17 protein-coding genes are annotated in these 22,698 nt (G+C 47.1%); 11 read left to right on the forward strand and 6 right to left on the reverse strand.

What is annotated here, in order from left to right; translation table 11 throughout:
- The first annotated feature begins 31 nt into the window (after positions 1-31).
- From AC4E8D_RS06090 to AC4E8D_RS06110, 5 genes are all read left to right on the forward strand, one after another.
- Complete coding sequence (locus AC4E8D_RS06090) at positions 32-1,627, forward strand: extracellular solute-binding protein (RefSeq protein ID WP_221819046.1); 1,596 nt, start codon at positions 32-34, stop codon at positions 1,625-1,627.
- A 49-nt stretch (positions 1,628-1,676) separates the two neighbouring features.
- Entirely contained in the window at positions 1,677-2,963 is a 1,287-nt protein-coding gene (locus AC4E8D_RS06095) for an alpha-L-fucosidase (protein WP_221819047.1), read from the forward strand.
- 63 nt (positions 2,964-3,026) lie between these two features.
- On the forward strand, positions 3,027-4,049 hold the full coding sequence (locus AC4E8D_RS06100; protein WP_221819048.1) for a carbohydrate-binding family 9-like protein: 1,023 nt from the start codon (positions 3,027-3,029) through the stop codon (positions 4,047-4,049).
- A 7-nt stretch (positions 4,050-4,056) separates the two neighbouring features.
- Entirely contained in the window at positions 4,057-6,690 is a 2,634-nt protein-coding gene (locus AC4E8D_RS06105) for a transglutaminase family protein (protein WP_221819049.1), read from the forward strand.
- Between the two features lie 5 nt (positions 6,691-6,695).
- Positions 6,696-7,748, forward strand: a complete 1,053-nt coding sequence (locus tag AC4E8D_RS06110; RefSeq protein ID WP_221819050.1) for a glycoside hydrolase family 18 protein — start codon at positions 6,696-6,698, stop codon at positions 7,746-7,748.
- Positions 7,749-7,899: 151 nt separating this feature from the next.
- On the opposite strand, the gene AC4E8D_RS06115 is transcribed toward AC4E8D_RS06110, so the two are convergent.
- Both AC4E8D_RS06115 and AC4E8D_RS06120 read right to left on the reverse strand, forming a co-directional pair.
- Positions 7,900-10,200, reverse strand: coding sequence for a helix-turn-helix domain-containing protein (locus AC4E8D_RS06115; RefSeq protein WP_221819051.1), 2,301 nt, complete (start codon positions 10,198-10,200; stop codon positions 7,900-7,902).
- A gap of 318 nt (positions 10,201-10,518) precedes the next feature.
- On the reverse strand, positions 10,519-12,033 hold the full coding sequence (locus AC4E8D_RS06120) for a glycoside hydrolase family 43 protein (RefSeq protein ID WP_221819317.1): 1,515 nt from the start codon (positions 12,031-12,033) through the stop codon (positions 10,519-10,521).
- Positions 12,034-12,204: 171 nt separating this feature from the next.
- Between AC4E8D_RS06120 and AC4E8D_RS06125 the strand changes: the two genes are divergently transcribed.
- Positions 12,205-13,071, forward strand: coding sequence for a helix-turn-helix domain-containing protein (locus tag AC4E8D_RS06125; RefSeq protein WP_221819052.1), 867 nt, complete (start codon positions 12,205-12,207; stop codon positions 13,069-13,071).
- A gap of 71 nt (positions 13,072-13,142) precedes the next feature.
- Here AC4E8D_RS06125 and AC4E8D_RS06130 read toward each other — a convergent pair whose 3' ends face one another.
- The 4 genes from AC4E8D_RS06130 to AC4E8D_RS06145 all read right to left on the reverse strand — a co-directional run bounded on the left by AC4E8D_RS06130 (position 13,143) and on the right by AC4E8D_RS06145 (position 16,431).
- Complete coding sequence (locus AC4E8D_RS06130) at positions 13,143-13,712, reverse strand: YdeI/OmpD-associated family protein (protein WP_490205976.1); 570 nt, start codon at positions 13,710-13,712, stop codon at positions 13,143-13,145.
- Positions 13,713-13,723: 11 nt separating this feature from the next.
- Positions 13,724-14,233 (reverse strand): DinB family protein, encoded by a 510-nt coding sequence (locus AC4E8D_RS06135; protein WP_237176649.1) that lies wholly within the window; start codon positions 14,231-14,233, stop codon positions 13,724-13,726.
- 83 nt (positions 14,234-14,316) lie between these two features.
- A complete protein-coding gene (locus AC4E8D_RS06140; RefSeq protein WP_490205977.1) occupies positions 14,317-15,234 on the reverse strand; it encodes a helix-turn-helix transcriptional regulator in 918 nt (305 codons plus the stop codon).
- Between the two features lie 279 nt (positions 15,235-15,513).
- Entirely contained in the window at positions 15,514-16,431 is a 918-nt protein-coding gene (locus tag AC4E8D_RS06145; RefSeq protein ID WP_017690213.1) for an ArsR/SmtB family transcription factor, read from the reverse strand.
- A gap of 373 nt (positions 16,432-16,804) precedes the next feature.
- Here AC4E8D_RS06145 and abnA point away from each other — a divergent pair, with 373 nt between their 5' ends.
- The 5 genes from abnA to AC4E8D_RS06170 all read left to right on the forward strand — a co-directional run bounded on the left by abnA (position 16,805) and on the right by AC4E8D_RS06170 (position 22,602).
- A complete protein-coding gene (gene abnA, locus AC4E8D_RS06150; protein ID WP_449005350.1) occupies positions 16,805-17,740 on the forward strand; it encodes an arabinan endo-1,5-alpha-L-arabinosidase AbnA in 936 nt (311 codons plus the stop codon).
- A gap of 132 nt (positions 17,741-17,872) precedes the next feature.
- Entirely contained in the window at positions 17,873-19,213 is a 1,341-nt protein-coding gene (locus AC4E8D_RS06155; protein WP_340909624.1) for an ABC transporter substrate-binding protein, read from the forward strand.
- Between the two features lie 157 nt (positions 19,214-19,370).
- Positions 19,371-20,261 (forward strand): carbohydrate ABC transporter permease, encoded by an 891-nt coding sequence (locus tag AC4E8D_RS06160; protein ID WP_036611613.1) that lies wholly within the window; start codon positions 19,371-19,373, stop codon positions 20,259-20,261.
- A gap of 26 nt (positions 20,262-20,287) precedes the next feature.
- A complete protein-coding gene (locus tag AC4E8D_RS06165; RefSeq protein ID WP_036611483.1) occupies positions 20,288-21,130 on the forward strand; it encodes a carbohydrate ABC transporter permease in 843 nt (280 codons plus the stop codon).
- A 56-nt stretch (positions 21,131-21,186) separates the two neighbouring features.
- Positions 21,187-22,602 carry an arabinan endo-1,5-alpha-L-arabinosidase gene (locus AC4E8D_RS06170; RefSeq protein WP_490206473.1) on the forward strand — a complete coding sequence of 472 codons (1,416 nt, stop codon included), beginning with the start codon at positions 21,187-21,189 and terminating at the stop codon, positions 22,600-22,602.
- Positions 22,603-22,698 lie beyond the last annotated feature (96 nt).

The following is a 22,698-nucleotide window of genomic DNA, read 5'->3' on the forward strand; positions in this document are numbered from 1 at the left end:
TATACCACATTAAACAAGGGGAGTTGTTGTCATGAAAAAGCTTCGCAAGGCTTCATCCATTACACTCTGTCTCACCTTATTAGCAACATTGCTTGCAGCTTGTGGTTCAACCAATGAAGACGGAAGCACAACCTCTAATGTTGAAGGGGTCAAAAAAGAAGGCTTCCCGATTGTAGACGAAACGCTAACGTTAAAGGTTATGTCTCAGGATGCGGGTGTGGCTGACTGGAGCACGATGCCTGTGCTGCAAGAAATGGAGAAACTGTCGGGCATCAAGCTGGAGTACCAGCTCTCACCAATCGACAGCTTTGAAACGAAGAAAAATCTGGTTTTCGCGAGCGGGGACTTGCCAGATATGTTCTATGCTGCGGACCTCAAGCCAGCTGAGCAGGTGACTTATGGTAGCCAGGGCATTCTGATTCCGTTGGAAAAATACATTGACGAAGGTTACGCCCCAAATATCAAAAAGATTCTCGATGAGAACCCGGATGTTCGTAAATCATTTACAACGCCTGACGGGCATATGTATGCACTCCCATTCATTGATAAAGCGGCCGTGTGGTATAGAGGCCCAATGTGGTACAACGGGGAATTCTTGAAGGCACTTAACGTAGAAGAGCCCAAAACTACTGAAGAATTGTATACGTATCTTAAGCGTGTAAAAGAAGAAGACCCTAATGGCAATGGCCAGCAAGATGAAATACCGCTTACTTCTGTAAAACTGGATGATCTTCGCATGTTTTTCTTCGGCTTCTGGGGAATGTACAACGAAGGCATCTATTCCGATAAGGACGGAAAAGTTCACTATCCTTATCAAGAAGAAGGTTACAAAGGTTATCTGACATTCATGAACCGCTTGTGGAAGGAAGACTTGCTGGATCATGAGACCTTCTCTCAAACAGGTGATCAGAAAAAAGCTAAAGGTGAGAGCAACAAACTTGCACTGTTCAACGATTACCATCCATACTTCACGCTTGGTGGTGAACCTAGCACGGATCATCCGCTGATGACGCCAGTAAAAAGCGAGATTGCAGACTCTCCGGTGTACGGCAAGCATCCGGGCATGTCGGCTCGCGGTACCTTTGCTATTACAAGCAGCAACCCGTCACCCGAGGCGACGATGCGATGGATTGATTATTTATACAGCTATGAAGGTGCGACCCTGTTCAATCAAGGTCCGGAAGGTGTGCTGTGGAAATTCAAAGACAAGGAAAATCACGTGAAAGAGTGGCTCCCCGTTCCTGGCGGCGGTGATCGTGAGGAATACCGGGGTAAAATCACGCCGAACTTTGGTATCTTGACACCGGGTATTAATGATCCGGATGTAGCGAAGGGTCTTCGCACCGAATTTGATGAGTGGATTGACCAGCAAAATCAAGAGAAGTTGGTCCCTATCGGAAAAGCACCATTTCCTAACGTTTATCTGACGAATGAAGAGCAAAGCGAAGCAACCGCTCTATTGTCTGACCTGGATACGTACGTCAAACAGATGGAAGCGAAGTTTGTGACCGGCCAGGAACCACTTGAGAACTGGGATAAGTACATTGCACAGATGAAGAAAATGGGCAGTGACCGTATCATCGAACTGTATCAGGGGGCATATGACCGCTGGAATACTGGAGAATGACCTAAAGATTTTTCACAGATAAGGACTCTCGAAAGAGGTGTGGACAGCTATGCAGAAATGGTTTGAAGAAGCCAAACTGGGGATATTCATCCACTATGGCATCTATGCGGTGGACGGGGTTGCGGAATCCTGGTCCTTCTATAATGGCAGGATATCCTATGAAGAATATATGAAACAGTTGGATGGTTTTACGGCATCGGAATTTAATGCGGAGAAGTGGGCGGACTTGATTGAGAAGTCTGGTGCCCGTTATGCCGTATTAACAACGAAGCATCATGATGGCGTTGCTCTATGGGATACGCAATATAGCGATCTCAATGTTGTCAAACAGACACCAGCGAATCGTGACATTGTGAAGGAATATGCGGAAGCGATTCGGGAAAAGGGCATTCATCTGGGGATGTATTACTCGCTGATTGATTGGTCACACCCGGATTATCCTAGCGTGTATGAAGGTGGAAAAGTACCCGAGGATCTCAGCAGAGTCAACCGGCATTCAAGTCCTGTGGACGGCGTTCAGGATCAGGTAAAGTGGCAGAAGTTCCTGCAATTCAATAACCACCAACTGGGAGAGATTTTAACAAATTACGGAAAGGTGGATCTGCTGTGGTTTGATGGGGACTGGGAACGGAGCGCCCAGCAGTGGAATCTGCCGGAGTTCAAGCATTACCTGCAATCTTTCAATCCGGATATTATCATTAACTCCCGTCTGCAGGGTTATGGGGATTACAAAACGCCTGAGCAAGGCATTCCGATCACAAGACCGGAGGGACCCTGGGAATTCTGCACCACGATCAACACATCATGGGGTTATGTGCCAACCGATCATAAATACAAATCGTTAAATCAGATCATTCGAATGTTCTGTGACTGCATTTCGATGGGCGGTAATATGTTGCTGGATATCGGTCCGCGTGAAGATGGCACCATCGATCAGAGGCAGGAGGACATTCTGCTTGGGCTGGGAGCATGTATCCGAACCCATGAAGAGGCCGTCTTTGGTACGGGCGAAGGCATTATGCCCCGCTATTATCTGGGGGGAAGCACCGTATCCGAGGATCGAAAGACGCTGTACCTGTTTGTGTATGACGATCCAAAAGAGAATGTGTGCATCAAGGGTCTCTGCAATCCGATCAAGAAAATTACCGTGCTGCATTCGGGCAAAGAGCTGAATCATGAGATTCATGGGGGCGTGCCTTGGTTCAATATCCCGGGGACAACGTGGATCAAGATGACCCCGGAGGACACGCATGAACAGGTGACCGTTCTTAAGCTCGAATTTGATGAGGAGCTGGAAATGTACGGCGGCTCTGGAGCCGTTGTCACCCATAACTAACCATTACGGGGAGGGCATGTGCTGGTAGATGCATGCCCTCCCTTACGAATTGGAGAGAGTGACATGAACAGAAGTGGAGTGCCAGAACCCAGGATTGAGTATGCTCCCAAACATTATATATGCAAGCGTGCGCAGGAACCGTTGGTGTTAGACGGTCGTGTGGATAAGGCATTTTGGAATGCGGCTCATTGGACGGATGATTTCGTTGATATCGAAGGGGATCTTCGTCCGAAGCCAGAGAAACAGACACGGGTAAAAATGCTGTGGGATGACGACTATTTCTATTTTGCTGCCGAGCTGATTGAAGATCAGATCTGGGCTACCCTGACTGAACGTGATTCCGTTATTTTTTATGACAATGACTTCGAAATTTTTATCGATCCCGACGGGGATTCCCATCAATATTATGAGTTCGAGATCAATGCGCTCAATACGGTATGGGACCTGTTATTAGTGAAGCCTTATCGGGATGGTGGGCCTCCGGTTAACGGTTGGGATATCAGCGGTCTCAAGACGGCCGTATATATCGATGGGGAACTGAACAGACCTGATGCAGAGAACCGGAAATGGAGCGTGGAAGTTGCGATTCCCTGGGCCAGTCTAAAGGAATGTGCCGAAGGAAACCGTCCACCTGCGCCGGGTGAGTTCTGGCGTGTCAACTTCTCGCGTGTGGAGTGGCAAACCGAGGTACAGGACGGTGAGTACCGCAAGGTGTTGAATCCAGATACGGGTAAACCTTATCCGGAGGACAACTGGGTGTGGTCACCTATGGGCATCATCAATATGCATTACCCGGAGTTGTGGGGTTATGTTGTATTCTCGGATGACGGAACGGATCATTCGTTTGAGTTGACGGAAGACGAACGAATCAAATGGGAGCTTCGTAAGCTCTATTACCGTGAACGCAATTATTATGAAACCCATGGTGAATTTACACAGGATGTGAAGCTGCTTATGGGTGAGGAATCGTGGAGCTGTGAGCCTGTTATTGAAACGACTCGCAGCCTGTTCCAGATTACTGCGCCTTCCGCGGATGGCACGGCCTTGATCTGTATTCGGGAAGACGGAAAGCTGTGGAAGGAGTGAGAACGCAATGACCAGCCAAACCTTGGTGTTTTCCCTTGATGCACAGTCATTGGAGAGGATTGAGCAGAAGTTCCAGGAGAAGGTACGTTTTGCAGAGGCCCGCAAATCGGAATTGTTTCATGTTTTTCAGCAGGAGCTAACGCAAGAAGAGACATGGGCACTGAAGTATGTCTATGCCTATATGCCGGTAAACGACATGGCTGATTATAACGGGGCCTTGTTCTTGAGCCATGTGCGCCAGGCTTTGGACACCCGCAAACGTGTGCCTTGGGGAGAACGCGTTCCTGATCATTTGTTCCTTCATTTTGTACTGCCTTATCGCATAAATACGGAGAATATTGAAGATTTCCGCGGTTTGATATATGACGAATTAGCCGAGCGGACAGCGAAGTTATCCATGGCGGATGCCATTCTAGAGACCAATTACTGGTGTCATGAGAAAGCGACCTATATTGGCAGCGATCTGCGTACGATATCACCGCTGACGATGATCCGGAATGCTCGTGGTCGATGCGGCGAAGAATCCACGCTGGCGGTGGCCGCTCTTCGCAGCATTGGCATACCCGCCCGTCAGGTCTACACACCGCGCTGGGCTCACTGTGACAGTAACCATGCTTGGGTAGAAGCCTGGGCAGATGGTCAATGGTATTACATCGGGGCATGCGAGCCTGAAGCCCGTCTGAACCAAGGGTGGTTCAGTCCGCCAGCCCGCAGGGCCATGCTGATTAATACGAGGATCTATGCCGACTATCCCGGACCGGAGGATATAACGCTCTCCGAGAAGGGATTTACGGAAATTAATTTGCTTGAGAACTATGCGCCCACACGCAACATTTATGTGAAGGTGAAAAATGAACAGGGAGAGCCTGTACTCGGCGCGAGTGTCCGTTTTGAGCTGTACAATACCGCTGAATTCTATCCGATTGCCGAAATCAGGACGGACGCACAAGGGGAAGCTGCTTTTAAGACAGGCTATGGCGAACTTTTGATTCGTGCGGTCAGCGGCGGCAAGTGGAGTGAAATCCTATACAAGGCTCAGGACAGCGATCATGTTGAGCTAGTGTTGAACTCGTCAGAGCAGCCATCAGGGATCGTGGATTTTGATATGGTTCCCCCTCCGGAAGGGGAGGGAGAAGTAGTGACTGCATTACCGGAAGAGAAGATCCGGGATCACAACCGCCGCCTGGAGGAAGGCACGAAGATTCGGAGTGGATATGAGGGTACATTCCTGAGTGAGGAAGAGGCGTTTGCTTTGGCTCGTTCGGCTGGACTGCCTTCGGAACGGGTATGGGACATTCTACGGAAGGCACGAGGGAACAGTCGCGAAATCGCAGCTTTTCTGGAGGAACGTTCCAATGCATATGGTGAGTGGCCGCTCCGGTTGTTGGAGTCGATGAATGAAAAAGATTTAATGGATACCTTTCGTCAGACGCTGGACGATCATCTGATCGGTGCGCTCTCGCAGCAAGGGTCATGGGCGGAAGATACGTTCGTGAGATACATCCTGTGTCCGCGGATCTCCTATGAGATGCTGGTCCCTTATCGGGGTGTATTCCAGAATGCCTTTTCGGCAGATGAAGCGGCAACTTTCAGGGAGAATCCCTCGCTAATTGCCCAAATACTGGAACAGCAGTATGAATACTATGAAGATCTTCCCAATCTAAAAGGCAAAGGGAATCCAATAGGGACGTATAGTCTAATGAAGGGAGACTCTCAGTCGCTGGATATTTTGTTTGTGGCTGTATGTCGCAGTTTGGGTATTCCGGCCCGATTACATCCGAGCGCACAGAAACCACAGTATCTAAGTGACAGAGGCTGGGAGGATGCAGTATTTAGTCTCACCTCACCTCTAACTCAGGAGAGCAGAAGCTGGGGAATGCTCCAACTTCATTGGGATATAAAAGCTCCACAGGACACACCTGCAGCATCTTATTTCGAAAACTTCTCGTTTGCCCGTCTGAAAGATGGCATCTACACGACATTGATTTATCCTTATGGCAGTACGGATGTCTATAGTGAGCCATATGAGGTTGAGGCAGGCGCTTATCGCTTAACGACAGGCGTTAGGCTGAAAGATGGAACGGCTAAAGTACGCTTTATTTACTTTACCGTGAGCGCCGGAGATACCACTGAGGTTGTATTATCTTATCGCGAGAATGAGGTTGATATTCCTGTACTGGGTAAACTGGTACCAGAAAGTATTCTGACCCGTCTGGATGGCTCAGAGGTAGAACTGGAGGAACTTCTGGGATCGGAGGGTGCCATTGCTGCCTGGATTGAACCGGAGCGGGAACCGACCAAACATCTGATTCGTGAACTGTGCGAGCTGGCAGAGCCGCTGGATAAGCTGGGTATACCAATCGTACTCATAATCGGAGATGCAGAATGGAACGCTGCCTTTGACCCTGCTGGTTATCCAAAGCTGCCTGTACGTACGGTTTTTGTACGAGATTCCAGTTATGCTTCCTTGTCCGGCTTCAATTCGAAGCCTGCAGCTCACGAAGCGGGTTATCCACATCTATTTGTACTGGATACTCAGCATCAAATCCGTTATACGGCTTCCGGTTACAAGATCGGTACGGGAAAGGAAGCCTTGCAGATAGCTGCTGCGATATCTCAATCATCGAACGGATTGGAGTGAAGAGAGTGACCAAATATATTGCTGCGGGTTATGCTGTTGATTCAGTTCTCCCCGATATGGCACATGAGGATCTGTCGAAGTTAACACATCTGAACGTAGCCTTCGGACATGTCAAAAATGATGCAATCACCACCGAGCATTTAAAAAACGGCCATGTGATCCGGAACATCAAGCGGGAGCATCCGAATCTTACAGTGCTGTTGTCTGTTGGCGGATGGAGTGCTGGCGGTTTCTCAGAGGCCGCCTCAACTCAAGTGGGGAGGGACACCATGGCCGCATCGGCAGTCCGGGTGTTGGAGGAATACCCTTTTGACGGGATTGATCTGGACTGGGAGTATCCTTGTTATGGTGAAGCTGGTATCGCATCCAGTCCTGATGATAAACGGAATTTCACCTTGCTACTCAAGACAATTCGGGAGTCACTGGATGCCAAGGGAGCCGAGGATAGCCGTCATTATCTGCTCACCATTGCGGCAGGGGCTGATCAATACTACGTTGATGGTACAGAGATGGCCGAGGTGCAGCAGTACCTGGACTATGTTCAGTTGATGACCTATGATATGCGTGGCGGTTTTCAGGTTCTGACCGGACACCATACGAATCTGTACACGCCAACAGGAGATCTGTTTCGAATTAGTACGGATGCTTCCGTGAACCTGTTTGTTCGCGCTGGTGTCCCGAAGGAGAAAATTGTGATCGGAGCTGCGTTCTATTCCCGGATCTGGAATGAGGTTCCTGACCAAAACCACGGGCTCCATCAAATGGCTGGTAGCACAGGCGGCTACGGTCCGTCATTTGCAGAGCTGGAAGCGAAGTACATCAACAAGAATGGATACATCCGTTATTGGGATGAGGAAGCCTGTGCACCGTTTCTGTTTAATGGGTCCAGCCTCATATCTTATGATGATGAAGAATCGATCCATTGCAAATGTGATTACGTAAAGGAACAAGGTCTGGCCGGAATCATGTTCTGGGAGTACGGTTGTGATCCTACTCACCGTTTGCTGGGTGCAGTGCATCAAGGGCTGAAGGATCTTCCGGTTGGGAAAATCGGATAAGGCCGCCGGCCGCGACGAATCAGATTATGTCTACGGACTAAAAACATACGAAGGGGCCGTCCTATACGTTATGAGCATGACGTATAGGACGGCCCCTTGTTTGCGTTAGTTCGGTCTAATGAATCAGGCACATGTTAGACGATGTCTCCCTTTATCCAATACATTCCTCGTCGTCATCATCAGGGGAATCGGCGGAGCCGTTGGGACGGTGCATTTTACGGTATTGCCCTGGGGTATAACCCGTCTCTTTTTTGAATTTGCGGATGAAGTTTGGTGTATCCAGGTAACCGACACGCGTGATGATATCTTTTAACGGATCGGTAGTATGCAGCAGTAGTCGAATGACCTCATCCATCCGTTTCTGCCAGATATATTGGGTAAAGTTCATGCCGATCTTTTCTTTGAAAGAACGACTGAAATAGGATGAAGAGATCGTGAACTTTGATGAAATCGTACCCAGACTGAGATCATAATCAGAGAAATTGGCATCGATATAAGCAACGATTTCATCCATAAGAGAGCTTTCTTCCGTCTCACTCTTCGCCTCGACATGGGCGCAGATTTCGGCGGCAAGGCCTGTCAGTTTTTTCTCCAAGTCCTCCAACGAGTCGTAGGAAGTGATCCTTGGAAGTTGATCAACCACATGATGGATTCCAAGCTCCGAAGCGGTTTTGAGCATTGTATTCAGAATATCAAAGCAGATGCAACGCAGCAGCGGTACAGATGGTATTTCGGATTTCAGGGTATTCAATGCAGTTGACACCATCTGAACCGCCACATCATAGCTGCCTTGTTTCAAGCTCTGAACCAGCTTCAACAATACATCCTTGGGGACCCAGAAGGAAGAATCCTGTACACCGGAACCGGAAAGGTCGTTAAAGTATGTACTGCTTCCCTGTCCATGCAGCATCGATGCTTCCAGAGCGGTCGAGGCTTCGATGTAGGACTGATTCAGCTGTTTCGGATAAGTGTACTGATTGCCTATCCCGATTGCGGGCGCGACCCTGGTGTGATCTGTCACCATCCATTGCAGTTTTTCAACAATAGGCTCCATACGGGCATTTAGGCTACCTTCATGCTCTATTTCGGCATCAAATCCTATGATAAGGGCCAATTGGTTTGCCTGTGGCTGCTCCACGCCGTAAGCATAAGCGGACAACTCCGGCAGCTCCACATCGTTCATCAGCTGCATGACAGTAGGTTGCTCGGGGTTATCACCGTTAGGAAAAGCATGCATTTCCCAGCCCATGATCATGACAAAATAATGGGATCGGTTAAAGCGTATGCCAAGCTTATCCGTAAACTCAGAGGGGAAATCTCCGGTGTGACCATGCTTCAGCAACATGAGCAAAATGTGATTGCGGGCATAGGGCTCCTGAAGATCTACACGCTGACTATAATCATGCAGTGTTTTCTTGATCCATTCCAGCTCGTTGGTGGTGGAAGATGGATCAGGATCATTCTTCAACCGAATGAACTCCATTAAGTCTGAAATCGGATGATACTGTCTCCGGGCCAACATAATGGCGAGGAACGTGCCCATCACCACCATGAAGGAGAAAACGAGAACAACAAAGGTGCGAATATGAACGATTCGGCTGAAAAATTGGTTGCTGGGCATAGCGGTCACATAAGTCCAACCCGCATCCGATTTAACAGATACAACCGAATGTGGTTCTTGATTTAAGGAGATGCTATGCGTCCCGGGTTCAAGAGTAAACAGAGCGTTAACTTCTTGCTCGGATATGATTTCTCCCTTGTAATTGGCCGCCAGTACTTGCCCGTAATTATCGAAAATATACGTCATCCCGTGATAGTCACTGAGGATGGAATCAATTAAGCCTGTCAGATTGGACTCGTGAATCAGGTACATGACGGTTCCATGGGCGGGTGTATTGTTAGGTGCAATCGGTACAAGATAGGCCAGCATGGAATTGGGTATTCTGGTTCCTTGGACGACCTGCTCCGCTGGACGTATCGTGGGGGACTGCACGTTATTCAAATCCCGGATCATGTCTGTTTTGTTCCACGTAGTAAATTTGTAGCGGCCAGTGAATACATCCAGATTCTCAGAACCTTGAGAAGAATAGATGTTATCATCTCCGCGGAAGAACAGGAATAACTCATCGATAATGGAACTGGTGGCTTTGTATTTGACCAATGCACCGATTGATTCCCGGCTATAGTACGGATGGTGGGTCCAATACCGCGTTAACTGCTCATCGTACGCGATGCGAAAAGCGATGTCCTGTAATTCCTTCATGCGATCATCGATGACGGTTTTGGCTTGAGTGAGCTGATTGACATTGGTCTGTTCAATCTCTGAACGGAGCGTGTTCACAGCGTTGTGATAAATAATGATGGTTAAAATAACAAGAGGGATAAGGAAAATGGAGATATAGGATAGTGTGTACTTAAGCAGAAGCTTGGACTTGAAGTGATTCCATTTCATATCTGCAACCTCCCGTTTTCTTTCGTGCTGCAGCGATAGCGCTCTCATATGGGCAGTGAAGGTATTGCCAGATGAGAGCTGCTGGGGGTGTTCTTACTAAAAATACTAGGAGAACTTCTCTAATAAAGCAATGGAGAACTTTAATAAATTTCAGAGCAATTATCGAGAAAGATATAAAGATAGCAAAATCCCCTCAAAGTTCACTCATTTCCTTATGCTACCACACAAGGTTTTTCAAAGAGTATCTACTTTAAGGGGATATATTTGAGCTGATCATATATTATATTTTCTAATTATTGAGTATAGGAGTTAAAACGATTATTCTTCCAGAGGTTCATAGTCAAACAAATCGAAACTTGCAGGCGTACACTCCCCCGATGGAGCATAAGCGTACATGGCGATCATCACACCTGTGAAACCACTTGCCACTTCGGTAGATAACAGATGTGTTTCCCCTGAACCCACTTCGATGGCATCGGACGAACCTTGCTGGTAGAGGAACGTGAAGTTATTCCGGTCAGCCTTGATTTGTAATACAACCCGCCCCGTGTCACAGTCAAGCACCTGTTCGGTTCGCAGAGAGCCGACGGTTCGTCGCAATACGATTTTCTTCTGCCCATCGATCTGTGTTACAGCCAAATCGTAATGATATTTATCATTCATAAATAAGGTTAATCCGGCTTCTTCACCGCTCGCATTTGGCTCATAACGCAGCTCGGTAGCCATATTGCATAAGAAATGGCTCAATCGACGTCCAACAAAGGCTGGATTTTGTCCATCATCAAGTGAAACCGGGTTACCCCGCAGGATGAGTTGCCCGGGATTTTCTGTGAGCGTCCAACTATCCGGAGCCGGGTTTCGCAAGAAGATCCAGTTCATGTCCAATGTTGGTTCGTCAAAATGATCCCGGATAGCCTGAGGTGTCCAAGGGTGCTCAGGCAACGAAGGTTTGGACATCTCCGGCTCAATATGTCCGTCCACACCGATCATTGGCCAACCGTCATCTGTCCAAGTGACAGGTGCCAGGAAGGTTTCGCGTCCCAGATGGTGCCGCATGGGGTAACCTGCTGGACGAAGGCCCAGACATACGGCCCACCAGCTTCCATCCTGGATCTGGACAAGGTCTGCATGACCGGTTGCATGGATACTGGATTTCATGCTTCGATTGGATAGAATCGGATTATGAGGACACGGATCAAATGGTCCGTATGGATCTGTACTCCGAGCAATGGTCTCCATATGACCATACTCGGTTCCACCTTCGGCGATCATCAAATAGTAGAAGTCGTTTATTTTGTACAGGTGGGGGGCTTCGGGGGCTGCTCCTCCGGTTCCGTTCCAGATCAATCGGCTATTGGTTAGTTTGGCTCCTGTCTTGATGTCTATCTCACACTGATAGATGCCCTCGCCTTCATTTCCATTACAGGCTGTTTGGAAATACACACGACCATCTTCGTCAAATAGAAAAGAGGGATCTATACCATCTTGATCAACGAAGATGGGAGCAGACCATGGCCCTTCAGGTTGGATGCTGCGTACATAAAAATTTCCGCCGCCACTGACATTGGTTGTTGTCATATAGAACCAACCATCATGATACCTGAGTGTTGGGGCATAAATGCCGCCAGAGCTGCCTGCATTTGCTAAAGGAAGTTGTTCTGGGGTAGTAAGGACATGGCCGATCTGTCGCCAGTTCACAAGGTCTTTGCTGTGGAAGATGGGCACACCAGGGAAATATTCAAAGGTACTGGTTACCAGATAATAGTCTTCATCTACACGGCAGATACTCGGATCTGGATAAAACCCAGGAATCACCGGATTGGTATATTTTATCATGTTATGCTCCTATTCATTGTGAGAGTTTAGTATGAATCTGGACACATTGAAAATCCCTGCTACAAGGCGAATTATAACGCTTATAAGTATATGGAACCTTGATTTTTCGGTCCTGGAATAGCATGATATAGACATTCAACCCAACAATGTTCGTGGAGGGGAATGCTTTTGAGTAATGCATATTTGAGATGGTTTACTTCAGATCATCAACAATTTCCGTTTTTTATTCAGTACGGTGGACATGTTGAGGACATGGAACTTCATAATCATATGGATTTTACGGAACTTGTGATTGTACTGAATGGTCATGCAACTCATGTGGTGAACACCGAAGAATTTTTTATCAAAAAAGGAAACGCGTTTGTGATCAATGGCGACACCCATCATGCGTACAAAGACCCTCATGATTTTAGGATCTGTAATGTTATGTTCAGTCCCGAGATGCTTGCTTCGGCTGGGCCCGATCTGAGAAAATCTAACGGCTTCCAGGCGCTGTTTGTTTTGGAACCGATTTATCGTAATATTCACTCCTTTCCGAGTAAATTGGCGTTATCCATTTCCAGTCTGGAGTATGTAGAATCGCTGATATCGTTCATGATTGAGGAGTATCAGAGTAAACAGCAAGGGTATCAGACGATGTTGATCTCACGTCTTACGGAGATGGTTGTTTATTTGTCGAGGCAATATGATACACAGGAGAAAGGAATCGAAGGTAATAATCTGATGCATCTGGCAAATGCCATTTCATTTATTGAAGATCATTATCTTGAGCCACTGTCGCTGGAGGATATTGCGGGGAAGTCGAATATCTCAATAAGGCATCTGAATCGGATTTTTCGATCCTATTATCAGATGACCCCGATCTCTTATCTGCAAAAGTTGCGTCTGGAGAAGGCATGTCATTTGTTGAAAAACGGGAACCTGTCCATTACGGAAATTTCGTATGAATGCGGGTTTAACGACAGTAATTATTTTACCCGCCAGTTTAAGAAAGCCTTTGGCAAGTCTCCCAAAACATACAGACAGACTCATTAATACATGACTGAATATAAAACACCAAACAGGGCCTCCTCATATGGAGGTCCTGTATGCTGTCTCGGGTAAATTCAATAGTCCAAAAGCCGTCCATTGTCATGCCACAGACCGTACATTTTATTCTCCTTTGTGCTGGTTATGAACTTATCCAATCTGCTCTGTAATAATGCTGGCTGTTTCTTGACACTTTGGATCGTATCAATCCGAACGTTTTGATACAGGGCAGGGAAGGCCAAGAAGTTCGCATACACCTGTTGGTCCTCTTTCAGCCTTTGTTCGATGACGGCATCGATGATGAAAGCAGTCGGGTCCATCACAGGAAGAACCTTTCTACCTTCGTCATGCATTAAGCCCAACTTTTCAAGACGACGGACACGTTCCTTGTTCAATTCAGTCCAAGAGCTTCGTTTGCTTCGAGGAGATAATCTCTGTGCCAATTGGGTCTCGGATATTTTCTTTTTGACACCATCGATCCAGCCGAAGCATAGCGACTCCTCAACCACGTCCAAATACAGCAGGGTATTTGGCACGGGTTTTATGCTTATCATTACCCAGCAAGAATTCTCGACTTTTCCATGCGTCCGCAACCAATTTCTCAATTCATCCCTCGACGTTACGGGGATACAATGTACATTTTCCATTCGATTGTCAACTATACTTGAGCCGGTTCCTGATACCAAAAGAGTGAATAGTCATTCATGATGGAGGCATGCCCCAATTGACGCAGCATGGTAGAAACATTACCTCGATGATAGGTTCCGTGGTTAACCACATGGATGACCATGTCCGATAAGCTGGTTTCGCGAACTCCTGCAAATGGATTCTCGAGTAGAATGGTTTGCTCCAGATCAGCTTGGCCTCGTAACCACTCACTGTATTGTGCCGACAGGTCGGTAAAACATTGGATGTACTCATCCACAGAACCGTGAATTTCACTATTGAGAGGTATGCATGCTTGCAGTGCCTCGGGCATACCTGTGCCGGTTAACACCAGGTACCACATCTTATCCACCGCATAGATATGGCTGAGTGCATGAGCGATGGTTGGAAACGAACTGTTCACTTCCTGACTCAGGACAGAAGAGGGGAGTTCCTTGATTCTGCCCAGGATGGTTTGGTTGGCCCATGCGTGGTAGTTATACATTTGTTCCGGATAATTCATTGATGATCGTCTCCTTTAATTTGGCGATGGATTGGATGAACTTACTGAGATGATTATAAAAAAAGAAGTATGACAACAGCGTGTCATACTTCTTCATAGAGCTTAAGTGCGTTTCGAAGTTGTTCTTTCAGAATGCCTCGTAATTCAATCGGTTCAAGCACCTCAGCGCCACTACCCAAACTAAGTAGAAACGACCATAACCACTTGGCTTGTAACGGCTGATGAACCGAGATACGCATCGTCATACTTCCATCCTCGTGAAATTGCTTATCTGCCTGTTGAAAATGATCCATGGCTTCCGCGAGCGCTTCCCGGTTCACCCGAAACACTACATCACTTACCTGATCTTGCCATGACGGATCTGACACAACCGTCTCTTGGGGAAGCTCAAGGTGGGGTTGAAAGTGTTCCGATGTCAGTTGCACGTTCATCATCCGGGACAGTCGGAACTCGCGATAATCCTGCCGTGTCTGGCAAAATCCATATACATACCAATTACGATATTTAAAATGGAGTCTTACCGGTTCCAGATGGCGGGGTGTATGTTCATTCTTAGTATTGATGTAGTCAAAACGGACAACCTGATGATCCGTAATACCTTTACGCAGATGAGGAAGGGCATCAGGTTCTGTTCGGCGAGTCTCCAGATCCACCGATAGACTTGAGGTTTGATGCCCCGGTCCAATCGTTTGCAGACGTTCAATCGTGCCTTGTGCACGTGCATCTTCGAATACTGTGGATAGACTGCTCAGGACCGTGATCAGGGAATCCACATCATAAGAACCGAGTAAGCTTTTATCCATCTTGTATCCGTCCATCATGCCGTAGCCGCCTTTGAGTCCCTGATGGGAGACGACCGGGAAGCCGGCGGCACAGATTACATCAATATCCCGATAGATCGTTCTTGGGGACACCTGAAACTCTTCAGCCAAGGTGGAAGCAGACAATACTTCGTGGTTCAGCAGTTTGTATATGATTGAGATTAATCGCTCCAATTTCAAAAGGTATCCCCGCCCGTTATTCCATTTTGTCATTACAGGCCATTATTATATCACGACACAGTGAACAAGATGGATGACTACAGAGGGTCATTATAATCTACTATGTTTTGTTCCAGCCTGAATGAACAAGGGATTGGTTGGGATGAAGCAACAAAAAAGAGTGCTGGATCGCACTCTTTACAAGGCACATTATTGTTGTGTAGAAAAACAGATATCTTAGGTATCTTGGCAGTTCTGTTGAGCTTAGCTTTTATTATGGGCATTTAGTCAGAGTAGGCTCTATTCCTCTTGCACGTTATAGAGAACGCGGGCGAGCAGATTCTGTCCATAGTTACCAAAGTTTTTGCCAAAGATCGTTAAACCGCGTTTGTTGAGAGGTCCATCGGTAACCGCAATGCGGAAGTGAATATCGCTTTTGTAATCCAGCCCAATCTGGTCCAGCGTTACATCCGAGATACGACACCCATCAATGTAGCTGCCTTCCTGCGTGATTCGGATCAGCTTCAGCATGCCGTACTGGTTCAAGTGGGGAGGCCACCATTCCGGGTTGAAGGTACCACGTGTATTGCCAAAATCCCCCGGACTTGTCCAGCAGCCAATCTCAATCCCATTGACATAGAAGTAAATATCCGAAGGGTAATTGTCACAAAAGCCAGGGGCCTCCGATCCCAGTTCCATCGACAACTGAATTTCGCTAAAGGACTGATTAGGTTTGAGATAGTTGGGAATCCGATACTCGAGATAACCTTCAGCCAGCCAGATCATCTCCGCATCAATTCGCAGTGGATCAGCAAAGTACCGCGGATCATCGAACTCTCCAACAATGCTGTCCCGGGTAGCGAGACCACATGTAGGTGCAGCCTGATAATCGCTGTAATGACCGACCTGAATTTCCACCTCATAACGATTGTTAATCTCCTGTGAACGCAGATCAACCATCAGTTTTTCCTCATTGAGATAACATATCTTCTGAATTCCATGTTTGCCAACAGCGGTGTTGATCTCGATCAATCCGCTCTCTTCAAGTTTCTTGATATGCATCGTAATGGCGCCATTGCTCAATCCCAGCTTGGTTGCGAGATCATTGAGATTAAGGCTTTGGTTCTTGGCCAGCAGCTCGATGATCTGAATCCGGATTTCCGAACTGAGCGCTTTGAAGATATTCACACCCGACATCAGATCTTTAATATAAATCATAGGTGGATTTCCTTTCCCCGTTCTGAACAAAGTCTTCGACACAGACATTTGCACATTTATATGTTTTATTTCAGATAATTATAAATCATTCCCTCATGGAAGGGAAGGGTGGAGAAATAGAAGCCAAAACCCTTGTGTATAGCGCAAATACGAAAATATAATCTATATTTTGTTCACTATTCCGGTTAAAATAAGTGTTAATCAGTTCACATATATTTGAAATATACCATTGAAATGTCATGTAACCGCTTTTATAATCCTATTATACCTAAATTGATTCATTACTTCATGAACCTAATTAACCATTTGATCAGGAAAGGTGGAGTTTGGTTTGGAAAAGTTAAGCAATGTGAAGAGGTTTAAGTGGAAACGGTTGACGTTACCGGCATTACTTGTGGTGGTATTACTGCTGGCAGGTCAGTCAAAAGCTTTGGCGGCGTTCTGGAATCTGACCGGAGATACCGCTGTTCATGATCCGTCGATTATCAAAGAGGGCAGTTCATGGTACACCTTTTCAACGGGTCCGGGCATTCAAGTATTGAAATCCGATAATGGATCGTCCTGGTATCGTGTTCCGCAAATCTTCTTAAGTAAGCCATCCTGGTGGGCTTCTGCCGTTCCGGGACAAAGTGGATTGGATGTATGGGCACCGGATGTAGAGCAGTATAACGGAAAAGTATGGCTCTATTATTCGATCTCCACCTTTGGCTCCAATCGGTCTGCGATTGGTCTTGCTTCTGCGAACAGTATTGGAGCAGGGCAATGGAAGGACGAAGGATTGGTGCTTCAAACCACGACCGCCAATAATTATAATGCCATTGATCCGAATCTGGTCATTGATGCTTCAGGTAATCCATGGCTGACCTTTGGTTCTTTCTGGAGCGGTCTGAAGATTGTCAAGCTGGATAAAAATACGATGAAACCAACGGGAAGTATAACTTCCATTGCTGCGCGCCCGAATAACGGAGGTGCTATTGAGGGACCAAGTATTGTATATCGTGGTGGCTACTATTACCTGTTTGCTTCCATTGATTCTTGCTGCCAAGGGGTGAACAGTACCTACAAAATGGTCTATGGACGTTCGACCAGTATAACAGGCCCTTATGTGGACAAAAACGGAGTCAATATGCTGAATGGCGGCGGGACGATATTGGATACAGGCAATGTGAAATGGAAAGGTCCAGGTGGTCAGGACGTTTACAACGGTAATGTCATCGCAAGACATGCCTATGATGCAGAGGATAATGGCAATCCGAAATTGCTGATTAATGACTTGCTTTGGGACTCGAATGGCTGGCCGAAATACTGATTTATTTTAAACAAATATAAAATGTTTTATAAAAGTGTTGACTAAAGTGATCTGGATTTGATAAATTTAACAACAGAAATCTTATTTCATCCAATTGAATACGGTTACAAGTCCAGATCAGGAGGGGTTCAGATGGTAAAGAAAAAGAGTTGGGTCACATTTATGCTTCTTATGCTGGTAAGTGCGCTGGTACTTGCGGGATGTGGAGGAAGCAGCGGTGCAAGTGGGGACAAGGAGTTAACATTTATGTTCCGCGGTGGTACAGACGAGCAGAAAGCATACCAAGCGGTGGTTAAGAAATTCGAAGAGGATCATCCGGGTGTGAAAGTCAAAATTATCGTAACGGCTGCGGATCAATATGCAACCAAGCTCAGAGCGGCAATTACAGGCAACAGCTTGCCTGACGTATTTTATATCAATCCGGGCGACGTAAAAGCGTATGTGAACAGCAATGTGCTGATGAACCTCACTTCGTATATTGAAAACAATCCGGATGTTGATCTTGATAATATCTGGAAATACGGCGTGGATCTGTATCGTTATGACGGCAAAATGGCAGGACAGGGCGATATCTACGGTATGCCGAAGGATCTGGGGCCATTTGCACTGGGCTACAACAAAACGTTGTTTGAAAAAGAGGGCATCCCACTCCCTGACAAGGATAAACCATACACATGGGAAGAGTTCATCAAGGTGAACCAGCAAGCGACCAAGGATACCAATGGAGATGGTAAACCGGATGTATACGGTACTGGATTCAACGTACAGTGGGCCCTGCAATCCTTTGTATGGAGCAACGGTGGGGATTGGTTGGATGAGACCAAAACAAAGGTAACGATTGATGATCCAAAATTCGCGGAAGCGCTGCAGTTCTTCGCGGATATGCAGAATGTATACAAAATTACACCTTCCATTGAGGAAGCGCAAACATTGGATACGTATCAACGCTGGATGAAAGGTGAAATGGCTTTCTTCCCTGTAGGCCCATGGGATATGAGTACATTTGAGAAATTACCTTTCGATTACGATTTGCTGCCATTCCCTGCGGGATCGACTGGTAAATCGGCAACGTGGATCGGATCTCTGGGAATTGGAGTATCCGCGAAAACGAAACATCCGGAAGAGGCAGCAGCATTGGTGAACTACCTTACGGCTTCGAAGGAAGGCATGCAGCAACTGGTAGATGCCAAAGTACAAATTCCGAATTTGCTTGATATGGCAGACGAGTGGGCTAAAGATACATCCACGAAACCAGCCAACAAACAGGAATTCATTGATATCGTTGAGGATTACGGCCGGGCTCTGCCAGGTAACTACACGTACAATGCGGAATGGTATGACCTGTTCTTCACGGACATCCAGCCGGTATTGGATGGCAAGATTACAGCCGCAGACTATGTGAAGCAGCAACAACCGAAAATGCAAAAACTGCTCGACAAAGCGGTTGAACAAGAAAAGAAATCTCAGAAATAGTAGATAGGAAAGGGTGATGCCGGCAGCCTGCAATCATGCTGCTGGCATCATTCGTATTGGGTATTATTGGATTCCATACGGGCATGTGGCATTCGTTGATCGGCAAGGTTCAATCGAAGAATGCCACATGCTGATACTAGAAACAGGGGTGAACGCCGTGATAACGAAATCGAGTTTGTATCGCAAAGAGATGCTGTACGGATATCTGTTTATTTTACCTCCGATTCTTGGATTGCTGATCTTTGTCATGTTCCCGTTCCTCTACTCCCTTTATGGTTCCTTTACGGATTGGGACGGATTGGGACAGATGAACTTTATCGGTTTGGCCAACTTCAAGGATCTGCTCACGGATGACCTCTTCTACAAAGCAATGTTTAATACATTTTTCCTGATGCTTGGTATTCCAATTGGATTGTTGCTCGCATTATTGCTGGCGATGGGTCTGAATCGTAAAATTCCAGGCACCACAACATTCCGAGTAATCTATTACATCCCGGTTATTTCTTCCCTCGCTGCGGTGTCCATTATGTGGAACTGGGCGTACAACGGGGATTACGGTCTGGTGAACCAGTTCCTTGATCTGTTTGGGATTAAAGGGCCTAACTGGCTCGCAAACAAAGACACGGTCAAACCGGCTCTGATTATTATGACGGTGTGGAAAGGCTTGGGATACACGATGTTGTTGTACCTGGCAGCACTGCAAAGTGTATCACGTACATACTACGAAGCGGCTGAGCTGGATGGAGCCAATGGGTTCCAGATCTTCCGCAATATCACCTGGCCTATGGTGAAGCCGGTTACCTTTTTCCTCATTGTTACAAATATCATTGGCGGTTCCCAAATCTTCACCGAGATGAACATTATGACACCTACGGGTGGTCCTGAATATTCTTCGGCATCAATCGTTTTCTACATCTGGCAGAAGGCCTTCAGTAACTTGCAGATGGGTTATGCCTCAGCGATGGCCATGATTCTTGGTATTTTCATTTTTGTCATTACCTTGGTGCAATTCAAAATGAACGAAAAATCAGCCTATGATGGGGATTGATTGTCAAGGAAAGGAGTGAACCGGAGATGTCTTACAGTCAAAAGAGGAAATTAACAAACTCGATCATTTTTATCGTACTTGCGATTGGGGCAATTGCAATGATTGCACCACTGATCTGGATGTTGTCCACGTCATTGAAGGAGAAGCAGGACGTGTTCGCGCTTCCGCCTGTATGGATACCTGAAGTATTCCAATTTGGTAAGTATAAAGAAATCTGGGAAGCAGGCCCGCTGCTCAGCGGGATCAAAAACAGCCTCATCGTTGCGGTTAGTGTAACGGTGGTGGGTACGTTTACGTCCAGTATCGCAGCATTTGCTTTTGCCAAATTAAGATTCCCGCACAAAAACAAACTGTTTCTCGCGTTGCTGGCATCCATGATGATTCCTTATCCGACAGTCATGATCCCGCAATTCATCATGTTTGCAAAGCTGGGCTGGGTGGATACGCTGTTACCACTGATTGTTCCTGGCCTGTTCGGTAACGTAATTATGATCTTCTTCCTGCGCCAATACCTGCTTAGTGTGCCTGATGCGATTATTGAAGCAGCTAAAATCGATGGAAGTTCTTACTTCCGGTTGTACTCCAGTATTACGTTTCCGCTCATCAAACCGGCTATTGCTGCACAGTTGATTCTCTGGTTCATGGGCATCTGGAACGATTATCTGGCACCGATTATTTATCTGAATTCACCGGAGAAGCAGACGTTACAGCTCGTTATAGCAAACTTTAATGCCACGTATGCAATTCAAACCGATTACCCGCTTATTATGGCGGCGTCGATTGTGGCTCTGTTACCTGTATTAATCATCTTCCTGATCTTCCAGAAACAGATTATTGAGTCGGTTGCCATTTCGGGAGTGAAGGGATGAACCAGCGGAAGAAATTCCGACAGTGGTCGAATTCAGGCAAAGGAGTGGTTGCTTCCATGTTGTTATTGTTGGTTGTTGGAGCTACGGGTTGTTCCGGAGAAGGAGAAACGGTGTCCCGTCCCGTCTTTCCTGAAGCTCCTCAAGATACTGAGTTGTATGACACTTCCATTTTGGACGATGAATCACGCTGGACGGTGAACAATGCGCATGATCCGGCCATTATCAAAACAGACCAGGGATACTACGTCTATTCCACAGACGTTCGTGTAGCAGGAGAAGCGAAACCCGGTGTCATGGTACGCAAATCAGATGATCTGATCCACTGGAACTGGGTAGGTCAGGCTCTGCCGGGCATTCCGCAAGAAGCGCTGGACTGGACAGGTGCGGTCAATCTGTGGGCACCGGATGTGATTCAGGCTGGTGATACCTATCGAATGTATTATTCGGCTTCTTCTTTTGGCAGTACCCAGTCGGCTATTGGTCTTCAGACATCCACATCTCCAGAAGGTCCATGGACAGATGAAGGACTGGTTGTGAAAACCTCTGCGAATGAACAGGACAAATTAAATGCCATTGATGCTAATCCCATCGTAGATGCTGAGGGCAATTCGTGGATGGTATATGGTTCATTTTTTGACGGCATCTACATTGCGCCACTTGATCCCGACACCGGGAAATTCAAGGACGAGGGTTATGGTACCCGCATTGCCGCTCGGGATCGTGCTACCGAAGAAGGTGCAGTCGAAGGTCCATACATTGTGTATAACCCGGAGTTCAAAAAGTATTATCTGTTCGTCTCCTATGATTCCTTGTTCGAAGATTATAACGTGCGGGTTGCGCGTGCTGATTCAATCACAGGACCGTACACGGACATAAACGGCAATAACATGCTGGATACAGAGTATCTGCCGCAATATGAGATCGGCACCAAAATTCTCGGCGGTTATCGCTTCACGGAAGGTGAGGGCTGGGTTGCGCCTGGACATAACTCCGTTCTGAAGGACGGAGACGATTATTACATCGTGCATCATGCACGGGGCGAGACGGATAAAAACTGGCCATATTTGCATGTACGCAAAATGTTATGGACGAAGGATGGCTGGCCTGTGGTTTCACCTGAACGTTACGCAGGTGAGACTGCACAGGATATTCCGAAATCCATGATTGCCGGTGAGTGGGAAGGCATGGCGCTTGATCCGTCCGTGGACGGGCAGATACAGTCCGTGCCTTATACCCTAACGGACAAAGGAAAAATCCAAAGCGAAAAAGGTTCAGGAACCTGGACATTTGATGGCAAACAAACACTGACGTTGAAGTGGAAAAAAAGCCCATGGGGCGGAGCCTCCACAGAAGAGCTGAAGCTGCTCCCGTCCTGGGACTGGGAGCGAAGCCAGCCCGCACTGGTGGTGACAGGCCTCAATGACCACGGCATCGCGGTCTGGGGCAAGCAGATCAGCGCAGCTGAGGAGTAAGGGGCTAGCTGCTACGCCGATGGTGCACAAGCAGTGAGGGGGTGGAAGGAGCCGCAGGAGCGAGTTTGGCATCCGATTTCAGCCGCCAGGAGCGGT

The organism is Paenibacillus sp. SRL342 (assembly GCF_984798905.1).

Bases quoted from the DNA above. Each gene is read 5' to 3' on its own strand.
- AC4E8D_RS06100 (WP_221819048.1), top strand. From the start codon at position 3,027: ATGAACAGAAGTGGAGTGCCAGAACCCAGGATTGAGTATGCTCCCAAA.
- AC4E8D_RS06155 (WP_340909624.1), top strand. From the start codon at position 17,873: ATGGTAAAGAAAAAGAGTTGGGTCACATTTATGCTTCTTATGCTGGTA.
- AC4E8D_RS06115 (WP_221819051.1), bottom strand. From the start codon at position 10,200: ATGAAATGGAATCACTTCAAGTCCAAGCTTCTGCTTAAGTACACACTA.
- AC4E8D_RS06090 (WP_221819046.1), top strand. From the start codon at position 32: ATGAAAAAGCTTCGCAAGGCTTCATCCATTACACTCTGTCTCACCTTA.
- AC4E8D_RS06165 (WP_036611483.1), top strand. From the start codon at position 20,288: ATGTCTTACAGTCAAAAGAGGAAATTAACAAACTCGATCATTTTTATC.
- AC4E8D_RS06145 (WP_017690213.1), bottom strand. From the start codon at position 16,431: ATGATTTATATTAAAGATCTGATGTCGGGTGTGAATATCTTCAAAGCG.
- AC4E8D_RS06135 (WP_237176649.1), bottom strand. From the start codon at position 14,233: ATGAATTATCCGGAACAAATGTATAACTACCACGCATGGGCCAACCAA.
- AC4E8D_RS06130 (WP_490205976.1), bottom strand. From the start codon at position 13,712: ATGGAAAATGTACATTGTATCCCCGTAACGTCGAGGGATGAATTGAGA.
- AC4E8D_RS06105 (WP_221819049.1), top strand. From the start codon at position 4,057: ATGACCAGCCAAACCTTGGTGTTTTCCCTTGATGCACAGTCATTGGAG.
- AC4E8D_RS06095 (WP_221819047.1), top strand. From the start codon at position 1,677: ATGCAGAAATGGTTTGAAGAAGCCAAACTGGGGATATTCATCCACTAT.
- AC4E8D_RS06170 (WP_490206473.1), top strand. From the start codon at position 21,187: ATGTTGTTATTGTTGGTTGTTGGAGCTACGGGTTGTTCCGGAGAAGGA.